Source organism: Tenacibaculum mesophilum (assembly GCF_003867075.1).
Taxonomy (GTDB): Bacteria; Bacteroidota; Bacteroidia; order Flavobacteriales; family Flavobacteriaceae; genus Polaribacter; species Polaribacter mesophilus.
In genome coordinates this window covers 1,830,974-1,854,473 of the sequence record NZ_CP032544.1, presented here as the reverse complement: position 1 = coordinate 1,854,473, position 23,500 = coordinate 1,830,974, and the positions used below count along the sequence as shown (strand labels likewise).

Genomic DNA, 23,500 nt, shown 5'->3' with positions numbered 1-23,500 from the left:
ATTTAATGTGTTGTTTGAGGTCCTTTGTTAATGATTTTTCCTACTAAAATTAGAAATAACATTCCTAATAGTAAGTATAAACCTATAAACCCTAAAAGAGTAAATAAAGTGTTTCCTGAAGATACTGTAGGAGATGCTCCAGCGGATGTTCGTAATAAGTTATAAACTAACCAAGGTTGGCGTCCTAATTCAGCAGTATACCAGCCGGTAGTATTGGCAATATATGGAAATGGAATCATGAAGAGTAAAGACCATAAAATCAATTTTGTTTGATATAATTTTTTTCTGAATAACTGTATAATGCTAGCTAACATTAATGCAATAAAAATAGTTCCTAAACCTACCATTATATGATATGCATAATATAGTCCAGGTATATTTGTTGGGTAGTTTTTTTCATCAAATTCATTGAGTCCTTTAATCTCAGCATTCCATTCTTGGTAGGTTAAAAAGCTTAAGATGTTAGGGACGGCTATTTTATTGTCTAGTTTTTTCTCCAGCATATTTGGTTGTCCAATCAGCACTATTTCAGAGCCTCCTTTTTCTGTTTCAAATATACCCTCCATAGCAGCAAAGGTTGTAGGCTGATATTTGACAACATTTTTAGCGGCTAAATCGCCTGTAGGAAAAGCAACTAAGATAGATGCTATAACTCCAAAAACAACTCCAGTTTTTAAAAATAATTTTCCAAATTCTACGTGTTTTTTATTTAAAAGATAAAGAGCTCCAATGCCAGCTACTACGAAAGAACTCGTTACCAAGGAAGCAGCCTGATTGTGCAAATAAGAAGGCCATAACCATGGGTTTGAGAACAAGGCTGAAAAGTTATTTAGTACAAATTTACCATTGGCTAGTATTTCATATCCTACAGGATTTTGCATCCAAGAATGTGTAGCTATAATTAGAAAACCACTCGCCCAAGAGCCTAAAAAGACAAGGAATCCAGTTAAAAAATGAAGCTTATGTCCTAGTTTTTTCTCTCCAAATAAAAACAGCCCTAAAAAGGAAGATTCTAAAAAGAAAGAAAACATTCCTTCCATAGCTAATGTTTGACCTATAATACCACCAGTAAGCTCGGAGAACTTAGCCCAGTTAGTTCCAAATTGAAATTCCATAGGTATTCCAGTGACAACTCCCATAGCAAAATTTAAAGCAAAAATTTTCATCCAAAACTTAGCAGCATCGTTGTATTTTTCAATTTTAGTCCTTAAAAATTTCCATTTGAAAAAAACTATCATTAACGATAGTCCCATTGTTAATTGTGGAAATAAGTAGTGAAAAGTAATAGTGAAAGCAAACTGCATTCTATCATAAAAGAGCATGTCTTCCATACCGAAGATTGTTTATGAGGTTATTAAATAAGAACGTTTTTTTAGTAGCAATAAGGTGGAATAAAAATAATGATATTATTTCACATGACTATTAATAATTTGAATCAAATCATCCTTGTGTAACATCCCAGATTGTCTCCATAATAGCTTCCTTTCTTTAAAAAGCATAAAGGTAGGAACTCCCTTAATTTGGTAGGTATTGGCTATTTGTTGATTTTTATCAACGTCTATTTTTAAAATAATAACATTTTCTCCTAAATCTTTTTTTACTTCTTTTAATATAGGAGCCATCATTTTACATGGACCGCACCATTCGGCAAAGAAATCAATCAAAACAGGTTTTTTACCTTTAATTATTTCAGAAAATTTACCCATCGTTTTTTACTATAAAGGTAAAACGATTCTCTTGTAATAAATGTAACTTAAGTTACAGGGTTAAAGTTCTAACACTTTAACTTGATTTCTATTTAGTTCTATTTTATCTTTTTTTTCTAAAGCTTTTAAAAGTCTTGAAATAACTACTCTAGAAGTGTGTAAATCGTTAGCTATTTGTTGGTGTGTTACGCTAATTGTTTCATTTTGATTCACTAAGGCTTTGTCTTTTAGGTATTTTAATAAACGTTCATCCATGTTTAGAAAAGCAATAGTATCAATAGCATCAATAAACTCTTGTAATCTGCTGTGATAACTATGTAAGATGAATTCTTGCCAGCTTTTATATTTACTAAGCCATTCACTCATTTTTTGTTTAGGAATCATTAATAGCTTTACATCAGTTTCAGCCACGGCTTTAATTTTACTTTTAGTCTGTCCCATACAACACGAAAGTGTCATAGCGCAAGTATCACCTTTTTCAATATAATATAAGACTAAGTCGTCTCCCTCTTTATCTTCACGCAAAATTTTTATAGCACCACTTAATAACAAAGGAATAGAAGTAATGTAGCTTCCAATATCAATAATAACTTCATTGGCTTTAAATTCTTTAGCTATTGCAACATCAGTTATTTCTTTTAATAATGCTTCTTCAAATAAATAACCGTAGTATTTCTGTAAATCTTCTATCAAGATAAAATGTTTTTGTAAAAATAGTTAAATAATTACATTTTAGATAGAAATAAAATAGATGATAATCTATGATTTTAATCAGGTTTATACTTGTTTTTATTACTGAAATTTGAAGTAGATAATAACACAAAACTTTACTAAAATGAAAAAAAGAACACCAGTTTCAGTTATAATGACTAAAGATGTAATTACATTAAGTAGTACTGATGATTTAATGACAGCAGAAAAAATATTTAAAAAAGAACATATAAGACATATTCCGGTAGTTAGCGGAAATGAAATAAAAGGAATGTTAAGTTATACAGACCTTTTACGAATAAGTTTTGCAGATGCAATTGATGAAAATGAAACTGACGTTGATACTGTGGTGTACAATATGTTTACAATAGATCAAGTAATGGCAAAAAACTTAGAAACTGTAAATTCTAGTACTACAATTAAAGAGGTAGCAGAAATTCTAGCTAAAAAAGAGTTTCATGCTTTGCCAGTTGTTGATGATAATGAATTAGTCGGGATTGTAACTACCACGGATTTAATTTATTACTTATTAGAGCAGTTTTAGCTTTTTCTTCAATATAAGCCGTGTGAAAAGTTTAATTTTACGATAAAACCATACTTTTATTATGGTTTTTTGTGAGTTAAATTGTTTTCTAGAATTTATTTTTGAGAAACTTAAAACACTTTATTATGTTTAAAAACATTTCAAACCTAGGTATTGCTTTAAATAAAGCAGAACAAAAATCAATTAATGGAGGATGGATTTACGTTTTGTGTCATAGCTGTGAACCACTTCCTCGAGGCTATGTTTGTATGAATGATGTTATTTGTGGGGGAGAATAAGTTAACCTCAAAAAAGATTACATTAATATTGACTATATTATATTTATAGTACCTTTTAAGGGATTAAAGGGCTGTTAAATCAAAAGCGTACTTAGATTCGTTTCTAAATACGCTTTGACTTTTAATTTATAATAGTTTTTAAATTTTCAATTGTTTCGGTTGGGTTGTCACTTTTGAAAACAAAACTGCCAGCAACTAATACATTAGCACCTACCTCTACAAGTTTATTAGCGTTTTGATCAGTTACACCACCATCAATTTCAATTAGAGTAGAAGCTTCACTAAATTCAATTAAGTTCTTTAACTGTTGAATTTTTTTGTACGTATTTTCAATGAATGATTGCCCTCCAAACCCAGGGTTAACACTCATAATACAAACCACATCTAAGTCCTTTATAATATCTTCTAAAACTGCAATTGGTGTATGCGGATTTAAAGCTACTCCTGCTTTCATACCAGCTGCTTTTATTGCTTGAACTGTTCTGTGTAAATGTGTACAAGCCTCGTAATGTACTGTTAAAATGTCGGCGCCTAAATCAGCAAAAGTTTGAATGTAACGATCAGGATCTACAATCATTAAGTGCACATCAATAATTTTATTAGCGTGTTTTGTAATTGATTTTAAAACAGGCATTCCAAAAGAAATATTTGGTACAAAAACACCGTCCATAATGTCAATATGAAACCAATCTGCTTTACTATCATTTACCATTTCAACATCACGTTGAAGATTTCCAAAATCAGCCGCTAAAATTGATGGGGCTACAAGTTTTTCCATTAATATATAAGTTGTTGTGTTGTTATTATGTGCAAATATAGTTAAAACTAAGGGCATTAAAATGAAAAAGAAAGCTCTCAAATTAGAGAGCTTTCATTCATTAATCAAAAAACGAATAGTTACGATAACTATTTGTTGTTGTTTATGTTATTAACCTAAGTAAGTCATTAAAATCTTACTACGAGATGTGTGTTTTAATCTTCTGATGGCTTTTTCTTTGATTTGACGTACACGTTCACGTGTTAAATCAAATGTTTCACCTATTTCTTCTAAAGTCATTGGTTGATGCTCTCCTAAACCAAAGTATAATTTTACAACATCAGCCTCACGTGGAGTTAATGTTTCTAGTGCGCGGTTAATTTCAATACGTAAAGATTCATGTAATAATGTTTTGTCAGGGTTTGGTGATTCACCTGAGTTTAATACATCATATAAATTAGAATCTTCACCTTCAATCAAAGGAGCATCCATTGATACATGACGTCCAGAGTTTTTCATAGACTCTTTAACATCATTAACAGTCATGTCTAGTTTCTTAGCAATTTCCTCAGCACTTGGTGGGCGCTCATTTTCTTGCTCTAAGAAAGCATACATTTTATTAATTTTATTAATAGAACCAATTTTGTTTAAAGGTAGGCGAACAATACGAGATTGTTCAGCTAATGCTTGTAAAATAGATTGACGAATCCACCATACTGCATAAGAGATGAATTTAAAACCACGAGTTTCATCAAAACGTTTAGCGGCTTTAATTAAACCTAAATTTCCTTCATTAATTAAATCAGGAAGTGTTAATCCTTGATTTTGGTATTGTTTTGCAACCGATACCACAAAACGTAAGTTAGCCTTGGTTAGTTTTTCAAGAGCTCTTTGGTCACCAGCTTTAATTCTTTGCGCTAATTCTACTTCTTCATCAGCAGTAATTAAATCTACTTTTCCAATTTCTTGTAAGTATTTGTCTAAAGAGGCTGTTTCTCTGTTGGTAACCTGTTTTGTAATTTTAAGTTGTCTCATCTACTTCAAATATATTTTTAATTTATCAATCACTCTGCATTAACTTATACGTAAGAGGTTGCAATAATGTTACAAAATTTTTGTGTTTCTTAAAAAAAATCGTCTATTTGTTAAATAAATGTTAAAACGAATTGTATTAATGTTTTTTAAAGTGACCATACTATTAAAGTAGTGTCTAAATTTATTCGTAACTAAGAAGGAAAAACTAACTATACTGCCCCTTGGAGAGTATTGATGTAAAGAAAATAAACGACGAAGATTTGGTTCGTAAAATAGTAGAAAAAAATGATACTCATTTGTTTGCTGTTTTATACGACCGTTACGCAGGTGTGGTGTATAATAAGTGTTATAGTTTTTCTAAAAGTAAAGAAGAGGCACAAGATTTAACACACGATGTTTTTATACGATTATTTGTTAAATTGAGAACTTTTAAAGGAAAATCTAAATTCTCTACTTGGTTGTATTCTTTTACGTATAATTTTTGTGTTAATTACGTGCAAAGAAACAAAGAGAAAAAAAAAGAAAAAGTTACCTTAGTAACTGATGAAATAAGAGAAGAAAGCAATATTGATGATATTGAAGACGCTACACTATTTGAATTAAAATCAGATAAACTAGCTAAAGCACTTGAAATAATTTCTCCTTCAGAGAAAATGATCTTGTTAATGAAGTATCAGGATGATATGAGTATTAAAGATATTTCTATAGGTTTAGATTTAGGAGAAAGTGCAGTTAAGATGCGATTGAAAAGGGCTAAAGATAAAGTAGTGAAAGCGTATAACGAACTGTAATAAATTATGGATAATCCATTTAAACAAATATTACATAACGAGGAGTTACCGGAAGTGCTAAAAGATAAAGTGCTTAATGATGTAGCAATGATAAAGCTATCAATTGATATAGCAGATTTATTTGTTGTGAAATATCCGAGTACTATTGTAGATTTGCTTAGTAGCAGTTCGCATAACAAAAACGAATCTAAAAAAGATTAAAAACTAAATTTTAACTACTCTAACTACAAAAAATTATGATTACTCTACAAATAGATATTTTAGCCCCCTTTTTAAATCTTTTTCAAGACATAGCTAAAACATTACCAACTGTAGCGATGTTTATTCTTTTTGTAATTGTTTCTTGGCTGGCAATAAAAGTATTTCTATATATCGTTAGAAAGGCTTTATCAAAAACTAAAATAGATGAATGGTCTAAAAAACTCAACAAAACAGAGATTTTTGGGAACAGTACCATTAATATTGTTTTAACTAATGTGATTTTAGCTGTTTTAAAGTGGTTTTTAATTTTCATTTTTGTAATGGTTGGGGCAGAGGTATTTGGTATGAATGTCGTTTCTGATGGGATAAAAAGCTTTTTTGCTTATTTGCCAAAACTACTAACAGCAGTAGGTATTTTTGTGGCAGGTGCATATTTAGGAACAATGGTAAAAAAAGCCATTCAAACCATGTTTAAGTCTCTTGAAATTTCAGGTGGAAATTTAGTAGGAAATATTGCTTTTTATTTAATTGTAATATTTTTATCTATAACAGCTCTTGATCAAGCAGGTGTAGACACATCAGTAATAAAAAGTAATTTAACATTACTAATAGGTTCTGTACTACTAGCGTTTACTTTAGCTTTTGGTTTTGGAGCTAGAGATGCTGTTGCTAGATTACTTTTTGGCTATTATTCAAGAAAGAATATATCAATAGGAGAAAAAGTTATAATAGATGAAGTAGAAGGTGTTGTTGTGGCAATAGATAATATTTGTATTACGATTAATACAGATACAGGAAAGGTTATATTACCAATTAAAAATGTAGTTGACAATAAAATAGTTATAAAAAATAATAAAAATTAACATTTTTTTATATCTTTGAAAACGCTAAAAACAATGTTTTTAACAGTACGATAGATTTCGGGGGACTTCTATCCGATTGATAAAGAGAAATCTTTATGAAAAGCCGCTTTTTGCGGCTTTTTTTATTTTAAAATTTAAATAAATCATTTACATCTATTGTGTTTTTGAATAAATTATTAAATAATTTATAAAATAAGTGACCAAATAAAATTTTTTGTGTCTAAATAATAAAGAGTAATAGGATTTCGGGGGACTTCATATTATTTTTAAACTTAAAAAGGCTTTCTAATTTAGAAAGCCTTTTTTTATTGTGAATATATGTTTAAGAAATCTTATTCAAAAGCTAAGTGCAAAAACACTCCTCTAGTTCCTAAGAAATTAATTGGGTCTGTCCATTGACTAGGAGATTTGTTATCGTATATAGCCTCATTATTTATGGCAAAAACCCCTCTTATAGAAGGTGAGAATTTAAAATAACTTAAGTAAAAATCAACACCAATACCTACTTCGTACATGAAATTAGTGGTTGATGTTCTAAATTCTCCAGCAAAATTATCATCACTGTTTTTTTCATTACTTGAAAAGTTATGATCGTATGAAACTCCTCCAATTACATAAGGTCTCATATTATTAAGCCTGTTTGTGCTAAATTTTAACAGCAGTGGTAAGTGTAAGTATGTGGCTCCAACCTCACGTGTTTTTTCGTTTTCTGCTCCAGGTATATGTTTAAAACGTAATGTTTTGGTGTTAGACATTAAACCAGGTTCAAAACGTAGGTTAATATTATTATGTAACCTTAAGTCAGCAATTAAACCTACATTAAAACCAATAGAGGACTCTACTTCGATTTCAGCATTATCAAAATCACTTGGAGCATAAGAAATTTTATAACCATTATTATTAGCTCCTAAGTAAAAACCATAGTGAAAAAGAGGTTTGTCAAAACTAGGAAGTTTCAATATTTTTTCTTTTTGCGCTTGTGTGGAAAACGACGTTACTAAAATTCCGAAAAGTAAAAGCTTTTTTAACATATTATTTTAAAGCGGTATAAATTGATGCAACACCAAACGTTACAGGTATATTCTTTGCATTCTTAAACCCGTTTTTTTGTAAAATATTGTTGAAAGCCTTTCCAAAAGGGAAGGAATTTGCTGTTTTTGATAAATAAGAGTAAGCAACCTTATCTTTTGAAAAGAGTTTACCAATAATAGGTAAAATATAATTAGTATACAATTTATATCCTTGTTTGAAAGGAAACTTGGTTGGATTTGAGGTTTCTAATACAACAAACTTACCTCCAGGTTTTAATACACGTAATATTTCGGTTAAGCCTTTATCTAAGTTTTCAAAGTTTCTAACACCAAAAGAAACAGTAATTGCATCAAAGGTATTATCAGGAAAAGGAATGTTTTCACTATCTCCAACAATCATTTTAATTTTATTAGATAAATCAGCCTTGGCTATTTTATGTCTTCCTACTTGTAGCATTCCTTCAGAAATATCTAACCCTACAATTCTTTCAGGGTTTAATTTAGACATCATTAAGGCTAAATCACCTGTACCAGTAGCAATATCTAAAATTTGTTGAGGTTTATTTTCTCCTACTAATTTTACCACTTTTTTACGCCAGCTAACATCAATTCCTAAAGAAATTACACGGTTTAAGCCGTCGTAATCTTCAGAAATATTGTCAAACATTTGAGCTACTTGCTCTTTCTTTCCTAATTCAGAATCTTTATATGGTTTAATCTTTTCAGACATATGTTTTTGTTAGGTTTACGGTAAATTACCCATTAATGGCAACTACTTCATTAATTTGATTAGGTAACATTTCTTTAAGCATAGTTTCAATACCGTTTTTTAATGTTACTGTTGATGATGGACAGCCACTACAAGCTCCTTGTAAAATAACGCTTACTCTTTTGCTATTAGCATCATATGCTTGAAAAGCAATATTACCACCATCAGAGGCTACGGCAGGCTTTATATATTCATCCAAAATATCAACAATTTTAGCTTCAGTATCAGTTAAATTCTCTTTAGGAACTTCAACGTTTTGCTTAGTTTGCTGTTTTGGTAATTCAGATATAATTTTTTTGCCTTCCTGTATATAACTACGAATAAAAGTACGTACTTCTTGGTATACTTCATTCCAATCAATCATGTCGTATTTGGTGATTGAAATGTAGTTTTCAGAAATAAAAATCTCTTTTACAAAAGGAAAACTAAATAATGCTTGTGCTAAAGGAGAAGATTTGCTTGCTTCTTCAATATTTGTATACTCAACATCAGTTTGTGTTAAAGCTTTGTTGGTTCCGAATTTCATTACAGCAGGGTTTGGTGTAACTTCAGCATATACTTCAACAGCATCTTTTTTGGTAGTTTCTTCTTTTACTACAGAATTACCATCTTGGATGTAAGCTTCTATTTGCTCGCGAACCTCTTCTTCAACATCGCTCCATTCAACAATATCGTATCGTTGAATAGCAATGAAGTTAGCTGTAACTAATACCTTCTTTACAAAAGGAAGATAAAATAGCTGTTGTGCTAACGGAGAGTTTTTAGCCTCGTCTATATTATTATATTCATAACTACCACCGTTTACTAATATTTTGTTACTAACAAATTTTAGAATGGTTTCGTTATTAGTTTCTTGTATGTTTATTTTTATTGAACTCATAAGTTGTAAATAAGAAGCAAAATTACGGTAAAAAACTGAGATATGTATATATAAAAAGTCCTGCTATAGCAGGACTTTTTATATATGTTTTTTATGAATTATAAACTAAAAGTAATTGTTCCAGAGATTCTAGAAGTATCGGTTGTTAATTCAATAGGATCTACATTTACAGCAGTTGAGTTATAAATATGGTACGGACTGTTGTTTTCTGAGTTAGTATATGATAAATCAAACTTAACGTTTCCGAAATTATAACCAAGTCCTAATGAAAATCCAGAAATATTATCACCGTCTAGAGCATTTTTATAAGGGCTTTCTTCATAATGATAACCACCACGAACACTCATTTTGTCAAAACGCCACTCAGTACCAATGTTTAAGGAATGAGTACCTTTGAAATCATTATCAAAGTTTTGATTAGTTTCTATAAAATAAGGGGCGTTCTCTCTATATTTTGTGCCACTGTAATCTTTATAAGTATAGTCAGCACTTATTAAACCCTGTTTACCAAAAACAAATGCTGCACTGGCTGTAAGTTTACTTGGTGTTCTTAGTCTGAAAATGTTTGAGTTAAATTCTTCGCCACTGTTAACATCGGTATTTTGGTTTGTTGCTGAAATTTCAGTGTAACCTATCCAATCATCATATCTAGAGTCATTCGGGTCGAAGACGTTTAAGTTGCTGTCTTCAAAAACTTCATTATACCATGTTGGAGTCTCATAAGCTAACCCGAAACGGAAGCTTTGATTTACTTTGTAAATAAAACCAGCACTAAAAGATACTCCGCTACCTTCAAAGTAACTATCTTGAACATTAAAAGCGTTTAATGTGTTACCATTATTATCTTCATTAACTTCTCTAAGTTCTGTAACTTGACCAAAGCTTAAGTTATGAAACTTTATACTAGCTCCTGCATATAATTTGTTTAGATGTACAGCAGAGAATCCCATCTCAAAAATGCTACTCTCTCCGTAGGTAGAATTAAAAAAACGTTGTTCTTGTCCATTGTCGTACTGATTGGTAATATCATCAGGATGTTCATTGAATAATGCCTGACCACTATTACCTTGTGAAGAAAACAAACCTTCAAAATCACTTTTTAATCTATAGTTAAAGGTTAATGCAAAACGGTTCCAGTCAGAGTTATGAGCAGAGTCAAAAGATAAAATACCACCAGCTTGGGTAATGTTAAAAAAATCATCTTCTGTTTCTGTTGTGTTTCCGTAATACTTAGCTGTATATGTAGTGTTTCTATTACCTAAAGTTACCCCAAAAGTACTTTTAATGGCAACGGCACTACCAGCTGGGTTAATACCAAAAGAAGATATGTCTCCACCTAATGCTCCAAAGGCTCCACTCATTGCTTCAAAACGAGCAGTTCCATAATTATTGTCTCTTGAAAATAAGATTCCTAAATCATTGTAGCCCAAAGATTGCGAGTAGGCAGTATACGTACTAGCGATAATTATCGCGAAAGTTAAAATTCTTTTCATTTTTTCATTAATTCGTTAAAACTTATCTTGAAATTTTGATGCAAGATTATCTTCTAGAGCTTCTTGATGAGCTTCTGTTACTTCCTCTTGAGCTTCTGGTAGAAGAAGAACTTCTTGTACTTCTTGATGGAGCAGAGTAACTACGAGAATTTCTAGAAGGTTTTGAATAACTTTTAGAGTTTCTTGGAGAATACGACTTTCTAACAGATCTATTAGAATATTGGTTTCTCTTGGTATAGCTTCTAGAGTTTCTAACTGATGAAGATTTACGAACACCGTCATTATTGGAAGCTCTATGATTTCTAGTAGAATATTCTCTTGAACTCCTTGTTGAGCGAGGCGTACTTCTATAACTACGGGTAGATCTACTACCGTTAGAATTATAACTTCTTGTTCTAGTTGATCGTTTTATACTTCTATTGTTAGAGTTGCTGCCTCTTCTGGTATTATAGCTTCTCGTGTTTCTTGTAGAACGAGTATTTCTGTTGTTACGATAAGTTCTACTATTACTTCTTCTGTAAACATCAGAAGAACGTCTAGAAGTGGTAGTTCCTCTACGACCTGTAGTATAACCTCTTCTAGAAGTTGTTGCAGTTCTGTGACTTCTATAGTAGTTGGCACCTCTGTAAGGACGTCTATAATAGCGATTATTATAGTATCTATATGGTCTGTAATGGTTGTACCTGTAATACGGAGAGTTCCAGTAAGAGTTATAGAAACCTCCTCCTAAACCTACATAAAACCCAGAGTTCCAGTGGTAAGGGTGCCAGTGAGAGTTATATGCCCAACCACCATAGTAACGAGGCCCCCACCAAGGTCTGTAATAATCATAGCCATAATTCCAATACCAATCGTTGTAATAACCCCATCTTGGATAAGTATTAATATTTATAACTACATCATTATTGTCAGAATAACCCCATGGTTCATTACCATTGTATGTAATTCTTGTTTCAGGTTCTTCTTCATAAATAATATCTTCATCATTATAAGAATCATCGTTTTCAGACTTATAATTTTCTATATCAGTAAAAATATCAGTACCATTTAAAGCGTCTAAACGTTCCACTTCTTTGGTAAAATAATTTTCTTGATATTTATCATATGCACGATCATCAGTAACAACTACTTTACTTTGTGGTTGTTCTATTTCATCAGCATAAATACCGTCATCACTACCAGTAACCGTTTGCGCAGAACCACAAGATATAAAGGTAGCTGCTATCAAAAATGATAAGGTATAAAAAGAGAGTTTGGTTTTGGTGTAATGTAGCTTCATGACTTTTTATTTTATGTTAAAGTAAATTGTTTTTTTATGAGCTGCAAAAAATTAGTTCTTTGTTGGGCTTGTTACCTTTTTAATGTAGTTTTGCAGATACAATTTACGCATAAAAAATAACAATATTTATGCCAAACTTTTGATTATGAGCAAACATTTAACAAAAAGAGCCGAAGATTACTCTAAATGGTATAACGAATTGATTGTAAAAGCTGATTTAGCTGAGAATTCAGCAGTAAGAGGTTGCATGGTAATTAAGCCCTACGGATTTGCAATTTGGGAGAACATGCAAAAAGAATTAGATAGAATGTTTAAAGAAACAGGACATCAAAATGCTTATTTTCCTCTTTTTGTGCCCAAAAGTTTGTTTGAAGCAGAAGAAAAGAATGCTGAAGGATTTGCAAAAGAATGTGCGGTAGTTACACATTACCGATTACAAAATGACCCAGATAATGAAGGAAAGCTACGTGTAGATCCTGAGGCTAAATTGGAAGAAGAGTTAGTCGTTCGACCGACATCTGAAGCAATTATTTGGAATACTTATAAAGGATGGATTCAATCACACAGAGATTTACCATTGCTAGTAAATCAATGGGCAAATGTTGTAAGATGGGAAATGCGTACACGTTTATTCTTACGTACTGCTGAGTTTTTATGGCAAGAAGGTCACACAGCACATGCAACAAAGGCAGAAGCAATAGCTGAAGCAAAGCAAATGCAAGAGGTGTATGCAACTTTTGCTGAGAACTTTATGGCAATGCCTGTTGTTAAAGGAGCTAAAAGTGAGAGTGAACGTTTTGCTGGGGCAGATGATACCTTAACAATAGAAGCTTTAATGCAAGATGGTAAAGCATTACAAGCTGGAACTTCACACTTTTTAGGGCAAAATTTTGCTAAGGCATTTGACGTAAAGTATACCTCGAAAGAAGGAAAACAAGAATATGTATGGGCTACTTCTTGGGGGGTATCAACACGTTTAATAGGTGGATTGATAATGACACACTCTGATGATGCTGGTTTAGTACTACCTCCAAAGCTAGCGCCAATTCAAGTTGTAATTGTACCTATATATAAAGGAGAGGAACAATTAAATGCTATTTCTGAAAAAGTAGATGTAATTGTAAAAGAATTACGAGCTAAAGGAATATCAGTAAAATTTGACGATAGAGACACTTTTAGACCAGGTGCTAAGTTTGCTGAGTATGAATTAAAAGGTGTTCCCGTACGAGTTGCAATGGGAAAAAGAGATTTAGAAAATGGAACAGTAGAAGTAGCGCGTCGTGATACTTTTGAGAAACAAACAGTCTCTAGAGATGAGGTGGTAGATATTGTAGCTAATTTATTAGAAGAAATTCAAAAGAACTTATATAATAGAGCATTAATTTACAGAAACGATCATATTACGGAAGTAAACTCTTTTGAAGAGTTTAAAGATGTGATAGAAAATAAAGGAGGGTTTGTATCAGCACATTGGGATGGTACAATTGAAACAGAAGATAAGATAAAGGAGTTAACAAAAGCTACAATAAGATGTATTCCTAATGATGTAAAAGAAGAGAATGGAGTATGTGTGTTAACAGGAAAACCATCAACAAAAAGAGTATTTTTTGCAAAAGCATATTAAAAAAATAAAAAAAAGCTTTGTGTAATAAAAAACAGTTTTTATATTTGCACCCGCAATCGCAAAAAGATTGTTTTGGTCCGTTCGTCTAGGGGTTAGGACGCCAGGTTTTCATCCTGGTAACACGGGTTCGATTCCCGTACGGACTACAAGTTCTTTTTATTTGTTTTTTTTTGAAATAAATAAAATAAAAATAAATTTAGTTGCAGATAACAAAAATAATTGTATATTTGCACCCGCAATCAGAACGATTGTTTTGGTCCGTTCGTCTAGGGGTTAGGACGCCAGGTTTTCATCCTGGTAACACGGGTTCGATTCCCGTACGGACTACAAGTTTTTTATAAACAATTAACGTATTAATAGAATGGCAAATCATAAGTCAGCATTAAAGAGAATTAGAAGTAACGAAGCAAAGCGCTTAAGAAATAAGTATCAGCATAAAACAACTCGTAATGCTGTTAGGAAATTAAGAGCTACTGAAGATAAGAAGGAAGCAGAAGGAATGTTTTCGACTGTTGTGTCTATGTTAGATAAGTTAGCAAAGAACAACATTATTCATAAGAATAAAGCAGCAAATTTAAAGTCTAAATTGGCTAAGCATATTGCCGCTTTATAAGAGTTTTAAGGTTAGTTAATAGTTAAACGCTTCGATATTTTTATCGAAGCGTTTTTATTTTATATTAAATACAAAGAGCCATTTAGTAGCACTCACAATTATTGTGTTTATACAAAGATTGTTATTAATTTATAAAGGAAGAATTTTGTTTTTTTACCTCTCTACATTATGTTTTTAACGCTTTTATTTTAGTGTTAAAAGATTTAGTCCTAGCATTAGGTAATCCTATTTATAAAATTATAATTAATAATTATCGTATTTGCTATGGAGTGGTAATCCTTGATGTGGTAAACAAGTGCTTTTAAAAAAGTAACTAATTCTATTTTTCTATGAGTTCCCTATACTACAAAATCCTAATTCTGATGCACGATTTATTAAGATGATCTCTTCTATCTATCGTTAGTCCCTAATATGTAAATAAACACGCTTACACGAAAAGTGAAAGTTTGAATTATGACTTCTTTATTGGAACCGTTTGAAATAAGTTTTTCAAAGGAAAGTTATTTTGGAATATCATTCTTCTCCTCAAAATAAAGGAGAAGTACATTTTTGTTTATTTTATGTTATCAATGTTGGTTCAGATAAGAGAACCTATAATCTATCAATTGTATGAATCCAATAAAGTCAGTTTTGAAATAAAAATAATGTTATAAATCCAAGTCCACAACAACTTTTGAGATCCATTATTTGACTTTTATTCTTTAAGTAAGTAAAAAGGACTACAATTTCTCTTTTTAATGTTTAAAAAGATGGTTTTAATTTGTTTACCAATCATATTTTTTATGAGCATCTAAACGAATGAAAATGAATAGAAGTAAGGTGAATCCCCATAAAGATGATCCTCCATAACTAAAAAAGGGTAGTGGTATTCCTACAGTAGGTAGTAGCCCTATTACCATGCCAATATTAACAATAATATGAAAAAAGAAAATAGAAGCTACACTATAGCCATATATTCTTGCAAATTTATTAGTTTGTGTTTCTGATAAGTAGATTATCCTATAGAGCAAAAACATAAATAAAACTATGACAAGAGAACTCCCTAAAAAGCCCCATTCTTCACCAACGGTACTATATATATAATCTGTGTGCTGTTCAGGAACAAAGTTGCCTTGAGTTCTATCTCCCTGCAAAAAGCCTTTTCCAGAAAAACCACCAGAACTAATTGTTTTTTCAGATTGATAAGAGTTATAGCCAATACCTTTGTTGTCTTGTATTTTTCCTAATAAAATATCAAACCTGTCTTTTTGATGTTGACCTAATATATTATTATAAGTATAACTAATTCCCAAAATAAAAAAAATAGAAAAAAGGTAAGAACCAATTATTTTTATAACATTGAAGCGAAAAAATCGCTTATTTCTATAGATTCCATAAAAAACAACAAGTGTTATTACAAGTAAACATGAAATAAGAACCCACTTTGCTCCAAAATATATAGTTAGTAAGAATAGAATTATAGAAATTGTTCCGAATAATATATATGCTAACGTAAGCCCTTCTCTGTTTAAAACAAAAAAGAAAGCGAAATATATTAGTACGGATCCCATGTCGGGTTGTAATGCGATGAAAAAAGCTGGTAAAAAGATAATTATAAAAGCTTTGGCCTGATTTTTTATTAGTTTAAGATTGTATTGACGATCACTCATTAGCTTAGCCAATGCTAGTGCGGTAAAAGCTTTTGCAAATTCAGAAGGTTGCAATCCTATACCTCCAAAATTATACCAAGAAGTAGCCCCATTAATTTTTTTACCAAATACAAGTACTCCAGCTAATAAAACCAGAGAAAAAATGTACATAACACTGGAAAATTGTTCGTAAAACTTTGAATTAAAAAAAAGGATGAAGATGATAACTGGCAAACTAAGTCCTATAAAAATTAATTGTTTGCCATATTTTGTAGAAAAGTCAAAAATTTCTCTCGATTCTTCTGTAGAAGATGCAGCATAGATATTAACCCATCCAAAACCAACTAATAGTATATAGAGAAAAACAAGTAGCCAGTCGACTCCAGCAAAAATATTATTTCGTTCCTGTCGCAATAGTATCGCTTTTTTGAATTAATAATTGATTGTCATATCTTTCTTGAAGACTTAGGTTAATCATACGGTTTTCAAGATGTTTTCTTGATATAGATTTGTTTAAGTATTTTTCAATTAGTAAGCTGGTAATAGGGGCCGCAATTGTAGATCCATATCCTCCGTTTTCTACAAAAATAGCTATGGCTATTTTGGGGTTTTCTTTTGGAGCAAAGGCTATAAAAATAGAGTGATCTGTTAACTGAACTTTTTTCTTATTTACTCTAATAAAGTTTTCAACCGTTCCTGTTTTCCCACAAATATCTATTCCCTTAACTTGACTATATCTAGCTGTACCTCTGGTAAATGTTTCATACATTGCCTCAATAGCAATAGGGAAATGTTCAGGGGAAACTGTTGTTTTTCTAGGAGTTGTATATATTGAATCAAGATTAGGTTTATCTTCAATTTTCTTAACAATATGAGGGGTGTAAAAATAGCCCTTGTTAGCAATAGCTGCAGTCATGTTTGCTAACTGAATAGGTGTGGTTTCTACCTCACCTTGTCCAATGGCATTTGAAATTGTTGTAGTAGCTCCCCATCTAAAATCGTAACTTCTGTCGTAAAATCTTCCATTTGGTATTCTTCCTTTTTGACCAGAAGGAAGATCGTAACCTAAATAGTTACCTAACCCAAAGCTTTTTGCATGTTCACTCCAAGCATTAGTTCCTATTGTTGGGTTTTCATAGTTGTCTATAATTTTCCTGTAGGTGTTAGCAAAATAAGTATTACAAGATTTAGCAATAGCAGTTTTTAGACGTACAGGTCGTCCAACAATTCTACAGTGGCATCCCATAAAAGCATTTGGTCGTTTACCGTAGCGATATCCGTGATTACAATAAAAGCCTGAGTTTTCATCAATCACACCTTCTTGTAAGCCAATTAAACCGGTTAGGATTTTGAAAGGCGAACCAGGAGCATACATTGCTTGCAGCCCTCTATCAAAAGTTGGCATGTTTATACTGTCGTTAAAAAGTTTTACAGAGTTAGGAGAGCGTTGCCTTCCAACTAATAAATTCGGGTCATATGAAGGAGCGGTTACTAATGCTAAAATCTCGCCTGTTTGAGGTTCTATTGCAACAATACCTCCTCTTTTTCCAGACATTAATAATTCTCCATATTGTTGTAACTCACTATCAATAGTTAATGTTAAATCTTTACCAGCTACAGCAAGTGTGTCATATTTTCCATCTTTATAAGAACCAGTAATTTTATTTAGGTTATTTCTTTTAAAGTATTTTCTCCCTTTAATACCTCTTAATTCTTTCTCATATTGTTTTTCAACACCAAGCTTACCAATTAATTCTCCTTGTTCGTAGTAATCACTATTCTTAGCTACATATTCGTTTACCTCGCTAATAAATCCGAGTACATTGGCTGCAGATTTTATAGGATAGTTTCGGATAATACGTTTTTGTATATAGAATCCTTTATACTTAGGTAGTTTCTCTTGTAAAAAAGCATAGTCTTCTTTGGCTAGTTGTTTTAGAAATACCGAAGGAAGCCATCGCGCATAGTTTTCAGCTTTTTTAAAACGTTTTATAAAATCTTCCTTGTCGATTTTTAAAAGAGAGCAGAATTCTAAAGTGTCTAAAGGTTCTACTTCTTTGGGAGTAATCATTACATCGTAAGATAATTGATTAGCGACTAACAATTTTCCATTACGATCATAAATATAACCACGTTCAGGATAATCGTATTCAATTTTTATGGTAGCACTATTGGTTAGGCTTTGTTCACCTCCGTGTACTACTTGTAATTGAAATAGTCGACAGATATAAACAATTCCAATAAGAGTAATTAAAAATATAAGTAAGAAACTTCTTTTCATGTGAGTTTTTTCCTAAATATAAAACTTCCTAAAAAATACAACAGTAACGTAAAAACACTAGAAAAAAGTGTATTGATAAGCACATTTGAAATGTTATAAAAGCTAAAGTTAGTTAAACTAAATAAAATGAAGTGGTGAACTAATGTTAAAATTGCTGTATAATTAAATACTTTATCAAAAGATTCATGTCTTAGGTTAAAGAGCAGATAATCTGATGATGTTTTTTTGAAAACAGCCTTAAAAACAAATAGACGGATATAAGCCATAAATACAGTAGAAAAAGCATGAATTCCGCCAGAGTTAGAAAAAGCATCTACACATAAACCTAATAAAAAAGCTACTAATAAAAGAGAAAACCTGTTTTCTTTAATAGGGAATAAAAAAATAAAAACAATATAAATGTAAGGGTTTACATAGCCTAAAAATAAAATATTATTTAGAATCAACACTTGTAGTAACAAGAGGAAAACGAATAAAAATATTAAGTATACTGTTTTATTCATTGTTATTTTCTACAGTTTTTATTTCTTTTTTATTTAGGTTGGTTATTATATAAACATGACTTAAGTTAGACATATCGTTAAAGAGTTTAATGTTTATACTATTAACCGCAGATAATTCTTCAGGTACTTTTACGACTGTTCCAATAGGTATCCCGTTTGGAAAAATGGTAGATCTTCCTCCAGTAACTACAGTATCACCTTTTTTAAAAGCTGCCTGACGTGGAATGTCGGTTAGTTGTACAATATTGTAATCCTTACCGTCCCATGTTAATGTACCGTAATGATTGTTATTTTTAAACTTAGCGTTGATATTGCTTTTTGAATTTAAAATAGATTGTACTCTAGCAAATTTATTAGAAACATTGTCAGTAATACCAATAACCCCTTTGCTATTTATTACTCCCATTTCTTGAAAAACATTATAATTTTTACCTCTGTTAATTGTTAAAAAGTTGTCAGCTTTGTGAAAAGAGTTCTTAATTATTTTTCCAGAAATGTAGTTGAAATTTTGATAGAGATTTATTGTATCTATTATCTGATTAGCAGAAACACTATCAAGATAAGTGTTAATTTTTTCTAATTTATTTTTTAACGCTAAGTTTTCTTCAACAAGTACAGAGTTTGTTTCTTTTAAGTTAAGATACTCCGATATGTTAGATGATTTTTGATATAGCCCACCTGTAATGAAATTAGTAGAGCTAATAAATTTACTTTTATGAAAAGAATGGTTGTTAATGATTAATGCAACAGCTATAACTTCTAGGAATAGAAAAAATAAGAAATACTTATACTTCTGTAAGAAATAAATAAGCTGTTGCATAAATAATCATTCAAATTTATTTGATTAATACAGTTTTGTATTTTTCTAAATTTTTAAGTGCAATACCTGTTCCTCGAACTACAGCACGTAACGGGTCTTCAGCAACATATACTGGTAAATCTGTTTTTCTAGATAAACGCTTATCTAAACCTCTAAGCATTGATCCACCCCCAGCTAAATAAATACCTGTATTGTAAATATCAGCAGCTAATTCAGGAGGTGTTTTAGATAGTGTTTCCATTACGGCATCTTCAATACGTAAAATTGATTTATCTAGAGCTTTTGCAATTTCACGATAAGAAACTTGTATTTGTTTAGGCTTTCCACTTAATAAATCACGTCCTTGAACCATCATGTCTTCAGGAGGTGTGTCTAAATCTTCTGTAGCTGAACCTATTTGTAGTTTTATTTTTTCGGCAGTAGTTTCCCCAACATATAAATTGTGTTGCGTACGCATGTAATACATAATATCGCTGGTAAATAAATCTCCAGCAACTTTTACTGATTGATCACAGACAATACCAGCTAGTGCTATAACAGCAATTTCAGTTGTACCACCACCTATATCAATAATCATGTTTCCTTTAGGCTCCATTATATCAACACCAACACCAATAGCTGCTGCCATTGGTTCGTAAATCAAATAGATTTCCTTAGCATTCATGTGACGACCAGAATCAATAACTGCTCGTTTTTCAACTTCAGTAATTCCAGAAGGAATACAAATTACCATTCGTAATGATGGTGGAAATAATCTCTTTTTTATAGCAGGAATTTGTTTTACAAATTCCTTGATCATTTCTTCAGAAGCTTGAAAATCAGCAATTACACCGTCTTTTAAGGGGCGTATAGTTTTGATGTTTTCATGGATTTTTCCTTGCATTCTACTGGCTTCGTGACCTGTAGCGATAATTTTACCAGTGAGCCTATTTCTAGCAACAATAGAGGGGTTGTCAATAACTACCTTACCATTGTGGATTATAAGTGTATTTGCAGTACCTAAATCTACTGCAATATCTTCTGTCATGAAATCGAAAAAACCCATAAAGATTTCGTTATTTATATTTAATTTTAATGTATTCTCACAAATCTAATAAAAATCTGTGGGTATTTTACACTCAATATAATTAATGTTTAAAATGTCTAGTTCCAGTAAAAACCATTGCTACATTATTATCATTACAATAATCAATACTTAATTGGTCTTTAATAGATCCCCCTGGTTGAATTACACTTTTTATACCTGCTTTATCTGCTATTTCTACACAGTCAGGAAAAGGGAAAAAAGCATCACTAGCCATAACAGCTCCGTTTAAGTCAAAGTTAAAACTATTAGCTTTTTCAATAGCTTGTCTTAAAGCATCAACTCTACTTGTTTGACCTGTTCCCCCAGCTAATAATTGCTTGTCCTTTACTAAAATAATAGTATTAGACTTAGTGTTTTTACATAGTTTAGATGCAAATAACAAATCCTCTAACTCATTTTCTGATGGTTTATTGTTAGTAGGGTAAGTTAAATCATCTAATTTGTCTGTAATATAATCTTTATCTTGAACTAATACTCCGTTTAAAGCAGTTCTAACTGTTTGTTTAGGTAATTCAATTTCTTTTTGAATCAATATTACTCGATTCTTTTTACCTTTTAAAATTTCTAAAGCATCAGCATCATAAGCAGGAGCAATAACTACTTCACAGAATAATTTGTGAATTTCTTCGGCAGTGGCTTTATCAATTTTCGTGTTAGAAATTAAAATCCCTCCAAACGCAGAAACAGGGTCACCAGCTAAAGCGTCTATATAAGCTTGATGAATTGTTTTACGTTGAGCAAAACCACATGCATTGTTATGTTTTAAAATAGCAAATGTTGGATCTTCACCTTTAAACTCTTCTATTAAATTAACAGCAGCATCAACATCTAATAAGTTATTATAGCTTAATTCTTTTCCATGTAGCTTATCAAACATAGCATCTAAATCGCCAAAGAAAAAACCTTTTTGATGAGGGTTTTCTCCATAACGTAATACTTTAGATGTAGTTTCACTAGCTTTATATACAACTTCATCTTCATTGAAATAATTGAAAATGGCAGTGTCATAATGAGAGGAGATATTAAAAGCCTTAGCAGCAAACTTTTTTCTATCGTTTAACGAAGTTTCTCCGTTGCTTTCTGAAATAATAGTTAAGAAATCTTCATATTGTTCCATTGAAGAAATAATAACAGTGTCTTTAAAGTTTTTTGCAGCTGCACGGATTAACGAAATCCCACCGATATCAATTTTTTCAATAATATCTTGCTCTGAAGCTCCAGAAGCAACTGTTTTTTCAAAAGGGTATAAATCTACAATTACTAAATCTAACTGAGGAATGTTATATTCTTCCATCTCAGTAATATCGCCTTCGTGATCTTGTCTGTTTAAGATGCCGCCAAAAACTTTAGGGTGTAACGTTTTTACTCTTCCTCCTAAGATAGAAGGATACGAAGTAACATCTTCTACAGGTACTACATTAACACCTAAGTCTTTGATGAATTTTTCAGTACCTCCCGTAGAGTATATAGTAACACCTAGATTATTAAGTTTTTTAACAATAGGCTCTAATCCGTCTTTGTGAAAAACAGAAATTAACGCTGATTTAATAGTTTTTATATTGTTCATTATTGTTGTGTTGTTAAGCTTGCAAAGCTAGTAAAAGAGTAGTCGACACACAATATTTTTTTAGCTTTTAAGATTGAAAACACCACCAAAAATATTCTTTGGTGGTGTTTTAATACAACAAAACTATAAATATAAATTACTCTGCTGTTTCTAAGAAGTTTCGAAACCAGATTGTGAATTTTTCTATTAAAGATTGTTGAGATTTTGAACGAGCATTAGCACTGCCTAATGCTGCATAAGAAGGATGTTCTCTATTGCTCATATTTAAGGGGATTAATGGGGTTGTTTAAAATCACATCAAATAAAGTAAAAAAAAACTTAATAATCAAGTGATTATAAAATAATTATACAAAATTAGCTATTTTTTTGCAAATATATTCCAATAAATCTTCGTCGTTTTTAGTAAAAGGGTTAACAGTATGAGAGTCAATATCTATTTGACCGATGTTTTCGCCGTTTACAAAGATGGGAATTACAATTTCAGATTTTACTTTCCAACCACATGAAATATAATTGTCTTGTTCACTAACATCTTGTACAACAAAGTTTTTATTGCTAACTGCTACTTGTCCACAAATACCTTTTCCAAAAGGGATGATTGTGTGTTCTGTAGGTTCACCGTTAAATTGAGCTAGTTTTAACTCGTTTTTATCACCATTTTTAAAGTAAAAACCAACCCAGTCATAGTAAGAGATTTCTGAAGCTAAATAATCGCAGATTTGTTGTAGTTTTTCTTCTTTAGAAGAATTATTACCAACTATTAAGTCTATATTGTTTTTTAGTTCTTGTATGTTCATGAAAATATTTTTTATCTTATTCGTAAAGAGTGCTTAAAGCTTACAAAAATAGTTGTAAGGATTGTGATAAAAAACTGAATTTTATTTTTTATAGCTTAGACAAGAGGTTTTAAGTGTTTTTTTTGTGAAAGACGATACAATTTCAAAAAGAATGAGTTTAAAGTTATGTGATAGCTAAAATATTTTCAATAAAAAAAGCAAAGGTTAAAAACCTTTGCTTTTTTATTTTTCTCTGTAGTATA

The 23,500-nt window shown here is 31.1% G+C and carries 25 protein-coding genes and 2 tRNA genes; 9 read left to right on the top strand and 18 right to left on the bottom strand.

The window, feature by feature from the left end:
- Nucleotides 1-2: 2 nt before the first annotated feature.
- The 3 genes from D6200_RS08510 to D6200_RS08500 form a co-directional block, all read right to left on the bottom strand.
- Nucleotides 3-1,331 carry a cytochrome ubiquinol oxidase subunit I gene (locus D6200_RS08510; RefSeq protein ID WP_073184305.1) on the bottom strand — a complete coding sequence of 443 codons (1,329 nt, stop codon included), beginning with the start codon at nucleotides 1,329-1,331 and terminating at the stop codon, nucleotides 3-5.
- A 75-nt stretch (nucleotides 1,332-1,406) separates the two neighbouring features.
- The gene (trxA, locus tag D6200_RS08505; RefSeq protein ID WP_073184308.1) at nucleotides 1,407-1,706 is read right to left on the bottom strand and encodes a thioredoxin; all 300 of its coding nucleotides are present in this window, start codon (nucleotides 1,704-1,706) and stop codon (nucleotides 1,407-1,409) included.
- 60 nt (nucleotides 1,707-1,766) lie between these two features.
- Nucleotides 1,767-2,399, bottom strand: a complete 633-nt coding sequence (locus D6200_RS08500; protein ID WP_047790387.1) for a Crp/Fnr family transcriptional regulator — start codon at nucleotides 2,397-2,399, stop codon at nucleotides 1,767-1,769.
- Nucleotides 2,400-2,541: 142 nt separating this feature from the next.
- On the opposite strand from D6200_RS08500, the gene D6200_RS08495 reads away from it, so the two are divergent.
- Both D6200_RS08495 and D6200_RS15305 read left to right on the top strand, forming a co-directional pair.
- Nucleotides 2,542-2,961 carry a CBS domain-containing protein gene (locus D6200_RS08495; RefSeq protein WP_047790388.1) on the top strand — a complete coding sequence of 140 codons (420 nt, stop codon included), beginning with the start codon at nucleotides 2,542-2,544 and terminating at the stop codon, nucleotides 2,959-2,961.
- Nucleotides 2,962-3,086: 125 nt separating this feature from the next.
- Nucleotides 3,087-3,239 (top strand): hypothetical protein, encoded by a 153-nt coding sequence (locus D6200_RS15305; protein ID WP_156167105.1) that lies wholly within the window; start codon nucleotides 3,087-3,089, stop codon nucleotides 3,237-3,239.
- Between the two features lie 121 nt (nucleotides 3,240-3,360).
- Here D6200_RS15305 and rpe read toward each other — a convergent pair whose 3' ends face one another.
- Both rpe and D6200_RS08485 read right to left on the bottom strand, forming a co-directional pair.
- Entirely contained in the window at nucleotides 3,361-4,017 is a 657-nt protein-coding gene (gene rpe / locus D6200_RS08490) for a ribulose-phosphate 3-epimerase (protein WP_073184311.1), read from the bottom strand.
- 150 nt (nucleotides 4,018-4,167) lie between these two features.
- Nucleotides 4,168-5,031, bottom strand: coding sequence for a sigma-70 family RNA polymerase sigma factor (locus tag D6200_RS08485; RefSeq protein ID WP_028891227.1), 864 nt, complete (start codon nucleotides 5,029-5,031; stop codon nucleotides 4,168-4,170).
- Between the two features lie 221 nt (nucleotides 5,032-5,252).
- On the opposite strand from D6200_RS08485, the gene D6200_RS08480 reads away from it, so the two are divergent.
- Genes D6200_RS08480 through D6200_RS08470 form a run of 3 tightly spaced genes read left to right on the top strand, consistent with a single transcriptional unit; the run spans nucleotide 5,253 to nucleotide 6,886 of the window.
- Complete coding sequence (locus D6200_RS08480; protein WP_047790390.1) at nucleotides 5,253-5,822, top strand: RNA polymerase sigma factor; 570 nt, start codon at nucleotides 5,253-5,255, stop codon at nucleotides 5,820-5,822.
- Nucleotides 5,823-5,828: 6 nt separating this feature from the next.
- On the top strand, nucleotides 5,829-6,023 hold the full coding sequence (locus tag D6200_RS08475) for a hypothetical protein (protein ID WP_047790391.1): 195 nt from the start codon (nucleotides 5,829-5,831) through the stop codon (nucleotides 6,021-6,023).
- A gap of 35 nt (nucleotides 6,024-6,058) precedes the next feature.
- The gene (locus D6200_RS08470; RefSeq protein WP_047790392.1) at nucleotides 6,059-6,886 is read left to right on the top strand and encodes a mechanosensitive ion channel family protein; all 828 of its coding nucleotides are present in this window, start codon (nucleotides 6,059-6,061) and stop codon (nucleotides 6,884-6,886) included.
- A 332-nt stretch (nucleotides 6,887-7,218) separates the two neighbouring features.
- Here D6200_RS08470 and porT read toward each other — a convergent pair whose 3' ends face one another.
- From porT to D6200_RS08445, 5 genes are all read right to left on the bottom strand, one after another.
- Nucleotides 7,219-7,917 carry a type IX secretion/gliding motility protein PorT/SprT gene (gene porT / locus D6200_RS08465; RefSeq protein WP_047790393.1) on the bottom strand — a complete coding sequence of 233 codons (699 nt, stop codon included), beginning with the start codon at nucleotides 7,915-7,917 and terminating at the stop codon, nucleotides 7,219-7,221.
- A gap of 1 nt (nucleotide 7,918) precedes the next feature.
- Nucleotides 7,919-8,647 (bottom strand): bifunctional demethylmenaquinone methyltransferase/2-methoxy-6-polyprenyl-1,4-benzoquinol methylase UbiE, encoded by a 729-nt coding sequence (ubiE, locus tag D6200_RS08460; RefSeq protein WP_047790394.1) that lies wholly within the window; start codon nucleotides 8,645-8,647, stop codon nucleotides 7,919-7,921.
- A 25-nt stretch (nucleotides 8,648-8,672) separates the two neighbouring features.
- A complete protein-coding gene (locus D6200_RS08455) occupies nucleotides 8,673-9,566 on the bottom strand; it encodes a NifU family protein (RefSeq protein WP_073184314.1) in 894 nt (297 codons plus the stop codon).
- A gap of 98 nt (nucleotides 9,567-9,664) precedes the next feature.
- Nucleotides 9,665-11,059 carry an OmpP1/FadL family transporter gene (locus D6200_RS08450; RefSeq protein WP_047790396.1) on the bottom strand — a complete coding sequence of 465 codons (1,395 nt, stop codon included), beginning with the start codon at nucleotides 11,057-11,059 and terminating at the stop codon, nucleotides 9,665-9,667.
- 46 nt (nucleotides 11,060-11,105) lie between these two features.
- Entirely contained in the window at nucleotides 11,106-12,338 is a 1,233-nt protein-coding gene (locus D6200_RS08445; RefSeq protein ID WP_073184316.1) for a hypothetical protein, read from the bottom strand.
- Between the two features lie 145 nt (nucleotides 12,339-12,483).
- On the opposite strand from D6200_RS08445, the gene proS reads away from it, so the two are divergent.
- The 4 genes from proS (at nucleotide 12,484) to rpsT (ending at nucleotide 14,575) form a co-directional block, all read left to right on the top strand.
- The gene (gene proS / locus D6200_RS08440; protein ID WP_073184319.1) at nucleotides 12,484-13,962 is read left to right on the top strand and encodes a proline--tRNA ligase; all 1,479 of its coding nucleotides are present in this window, start codon (nucleotides 12,484-12,486) and stop codon (nucleotides 13,960-13,962) included.
- A 74-nt stretch (nucleotides 13,963-14,036) separates the two neighbouring features.
- Nucleotides 14,037-14,108: transfer RNA gene (locus tag D6200_RS08435), tRNA-Glu, on the top strand.
- Between the two features lie 109 nt (nucleotides 14,109-14,217).
- A tRNA-Glu gene (locus D6200_RS08430) sits at nucleotides 14,218-14,289 on the top strand.
- A 34-nt stretch (nucleotides 14,290-14,323) separates the two neighbouring features.
- Nucleotides 14,324-14,575 (top strand): 30S ribosomal protein S20, encoded by a 252-nt coding sequence (rpsT, locus tag D6200_RS08425; RefSeq protein ID WP_073184321.1) that lies wholly within the window; start codon nucleotides 14,324-14,326, stop codon nucleotides 14,573-14,575.
- Nucleotides 14,576-15,339: 764 nt separating this feature from the next.
- Here the strand turns inward: rpsT and rodA are convergent.
- The 8 genes from rodA to D6200_RS08390 form a co-directional block, all read right to left on the bottom strand.
- A complete protein-coding gene (gene rodA / locus D6200_RS08420) occupies nucleotides 15,340-16,617 on the bottom strand; it encodes a rod shape-determining protein RodA (RefSeq protein ID WP_047790399.1) in 1,278 nt (425 codons plus the stop codon).
- A complete protein-coding gene (gene mrdA, locus D6200_RS08415; protein ID WP_073184324.1) occupies nucleotides 16,598-18,484 on the bottom strand; it encodes a penicillin-binding protein 2 in 1,887 nt (628 codons plus the stop codon). The genes rodA and mrdA overlap by 20 nt, the downstream gene beginning before the upstream one ends.
- Nucleotides 18,481-18,987: a rod shape-determining protein MreD gene (gene mreD, locus D6200_RS08410; RefSeq protein ID WP_047790401.1), complete on the bottom strand. Its 507-nt coding sequence runs from the start codon at nucleotides 18,985-18,987 to the stop codon at nucleotides 18,481-18,483. Before mreD ends, mrdA begins: the two co-directional genes overlap by 4 nt.
- Nucleotides 18,980-19,807 (bottom strand): rod shape-determining protein MreC, encoded by an 828-nt coding sequence (mreC, locus tag D6200_RS08405; protein ID WP_073184325.1) that lies wholly within the window; start codon nucleotides 19,805-19,807, stop codon nucleotides 18,980-18,982. Before mreC ends, mreD begins: the two co-directional genes overlap by 8 nt.
- Before the next feature lie 16 nt (nucleotides 19,808-19,823).
- Nucleotides 19,824-20,852 carry a rod shape-determining protein gene (locus tag D6200_RS08400; RefSeq protein WP_073184327.1) on the bottom strand — a complete coding sequence of 343 codons (1,029 nt, stop codon included), beginning with the start codon at nucleotides 20,850-20,852 and terminating at the stop codon, nucleotides 19,824-19,826.
- 82 nt (nucleotides 20,853-20,934) lie between these two features.
- Nucleotides 20,935-22,461 (bottom strand): bifunctional phosphoribosylaminoimidazolecarboxamide formyltransferase/IMP cyclohydrolase, encoded by a 1,527-nt coding sequence (gene purH / locus D6200_RS08395; RefSeq protein ID WP_073184329.1) that lies wholly within the window; start codon nucleotides 22,459-22,461, stop codon nucleotides 20,935-20,937.
- Nucleotides 22,462-22,597: 136 nt separating this feature from the next.
- A complete protein-coding gene (locus D6200_RS15510) occupies nucleotides 22,598-22,723 on the bottom strand; it encodes a hypothetical protein (RefSeq protein ID WP_255724779.1) in 126 nt (41 codons plus the stop codon).
- An 82-nt stretch (nucleotides 22,724-22,805) separates the two neighbouring features.
- Entirely contained in the window at nucleotides 22,806-23,258 is a 453-nt protein-coding gene (locus D6200_RS08390) for a GAF domain-containing protein (protein WP_073184331.1), read from the bottom strand.
- Between the last annotated feature and the right edge of the window lie 242 nt (nucleotides 23,259-23,500).

Coding starts and splice junctions, on each gene's coding strand:
- D6200_RS08510 (WP_073184305.1), bottom strand. CDS start 1,331: ATGGAAGACATGCTCTTTTATGATAGAATGCAGTTTGCTTTCACTATT.
- trxA (WP_073184308.1), bottom strand. CDS start 1,706: ATGGGTAAATTTTCTGAAATAATTAAAGGTAAAAAACCTGTTTTGATT.
- D6200_RS08495 (WP_047790388.1), top strand. CDS start 2,542: ATGAAAAAAAGAACACCAGTTTCAGTTATAATGACTAAAGATGTAATT.
- D6200_RS15305 (WP_156167105.1), top strand. CDS start 3,087: ATGTTTAAAAACATTTCAAACCTAGGTATTGCTTTAAATAAAGCAGAA.
- rpe (WP_073184311.1), bottom strand. CDS start 4,017: ATGGAAAAACTTGTAGCCCCATCAATTTTAGCGGCTGATTTTGGAAAT.
- D6200_RS08485 (WP_028891227.1), bottom strand. CDS start 5,031: ATGAGACAACTTAAAATTACAAAACAGGTTACCAACAGAGAAACAGCC.
- D6200_RS08475 (WP_047790391.1), top strand. CDS start 5,829: ATGGATAATCCATTTAAACAAATATTACATAACGAGGAGTTACCGGAA.
- D6200_RS08470 (WP_047790392.1), top strand. CDS start 6,059: ATGATTACTCTACAAATAGATATTTTAGCCCCCTTTTTAAATCTTTTT.
- porT (WP_047790393.1), bottom strand. CDS start 7,917: ATGTTAAAAAAGCTTTTACTTTTCGGAATTTTAGTAACGTCGTTTTCC.
- ubiE (WP_047790394.1), bottom strand. CDS start 8,647: ATGTCTGAAAAGATTAAACCATATAAAGATTCTGAATTAGGAAAGAAA.
- D6200_RS08455 (WP_073184314.1), bottom strand. CDS start 9,566: ATGAGTTCAATAAAAATAAACATACAAGAAACTAATAACGAAACCATT.
- D6200_RS08450 (WP_047790396.1), bottom strand. CDS start 11,059: ATGAAAAGAATTTTAACTTTCGCGATAATTATCGCTAGTACGTATACT.
- D6200_RS08445 (WP_073184316.1), bottom strand. CDS start 12,338: ATGAAGCTACATTACACCAAAACCAAACTCTCTTTTTATACCTTATCA.
- proS (WP_073184319.1), top strand. CDS start 12,484: ATGAGCAAACATTTAACAAAAAGAGCCGAAGATTACTCTAAATGGTAT.
- rpsT (WP_073184321.1), top strand. CDS start 14,324: ATGGCAAATCATAAGTCAGCATTAAAGAGAATTAGAAGTAACGAAGCA.
- mrdA (WP_073184324.1), bottom strand. CDS start 18,484: ATGAAAAGAAGTTTCTTACTTATATTTTTAATTACTCTTATTGGAATT.
- mreD (WP_047790401.1), bottom strand. CDS start 18,987: ATGAATAAAACAGTATACTTAATATTTTTATTCGTTTTCCTCTTGTTA.
- mreC (WP_073184325.1), bottom strand. CDS start 19,807: ATGCAACAGCTTATTTATTTCTTACAGAAGTATAAGTATTTCTTATTT.
- D6200_RS08400 (WP_073184327.1), bottom strand. CDS start 20,852: ATGGGTTTTTTCGATTTCATGACAGAAGATATTGCAGTAGATTTAGGT.
- purH (WP_073184329.1), bottom strand. CDS start 22,461: ATGAACAATATAAAAACTATTAAATCAGCGTTAATTTCTGTTTTTCAC.
- D6200_RS15510 (WP_255724779.1), bottom strand. CDS start 22,723: ATGAGCAATAGAGAACATCCTTCTTATGCAGCATTAGGCAGTGCTAAT.
- D6200_RS08390 (WP_073184331.1), bottom strand. CDS start 23,258: ATGAACATACAAGAACTAAAAAACAATATAGACTTAATAGTTGGTAAT.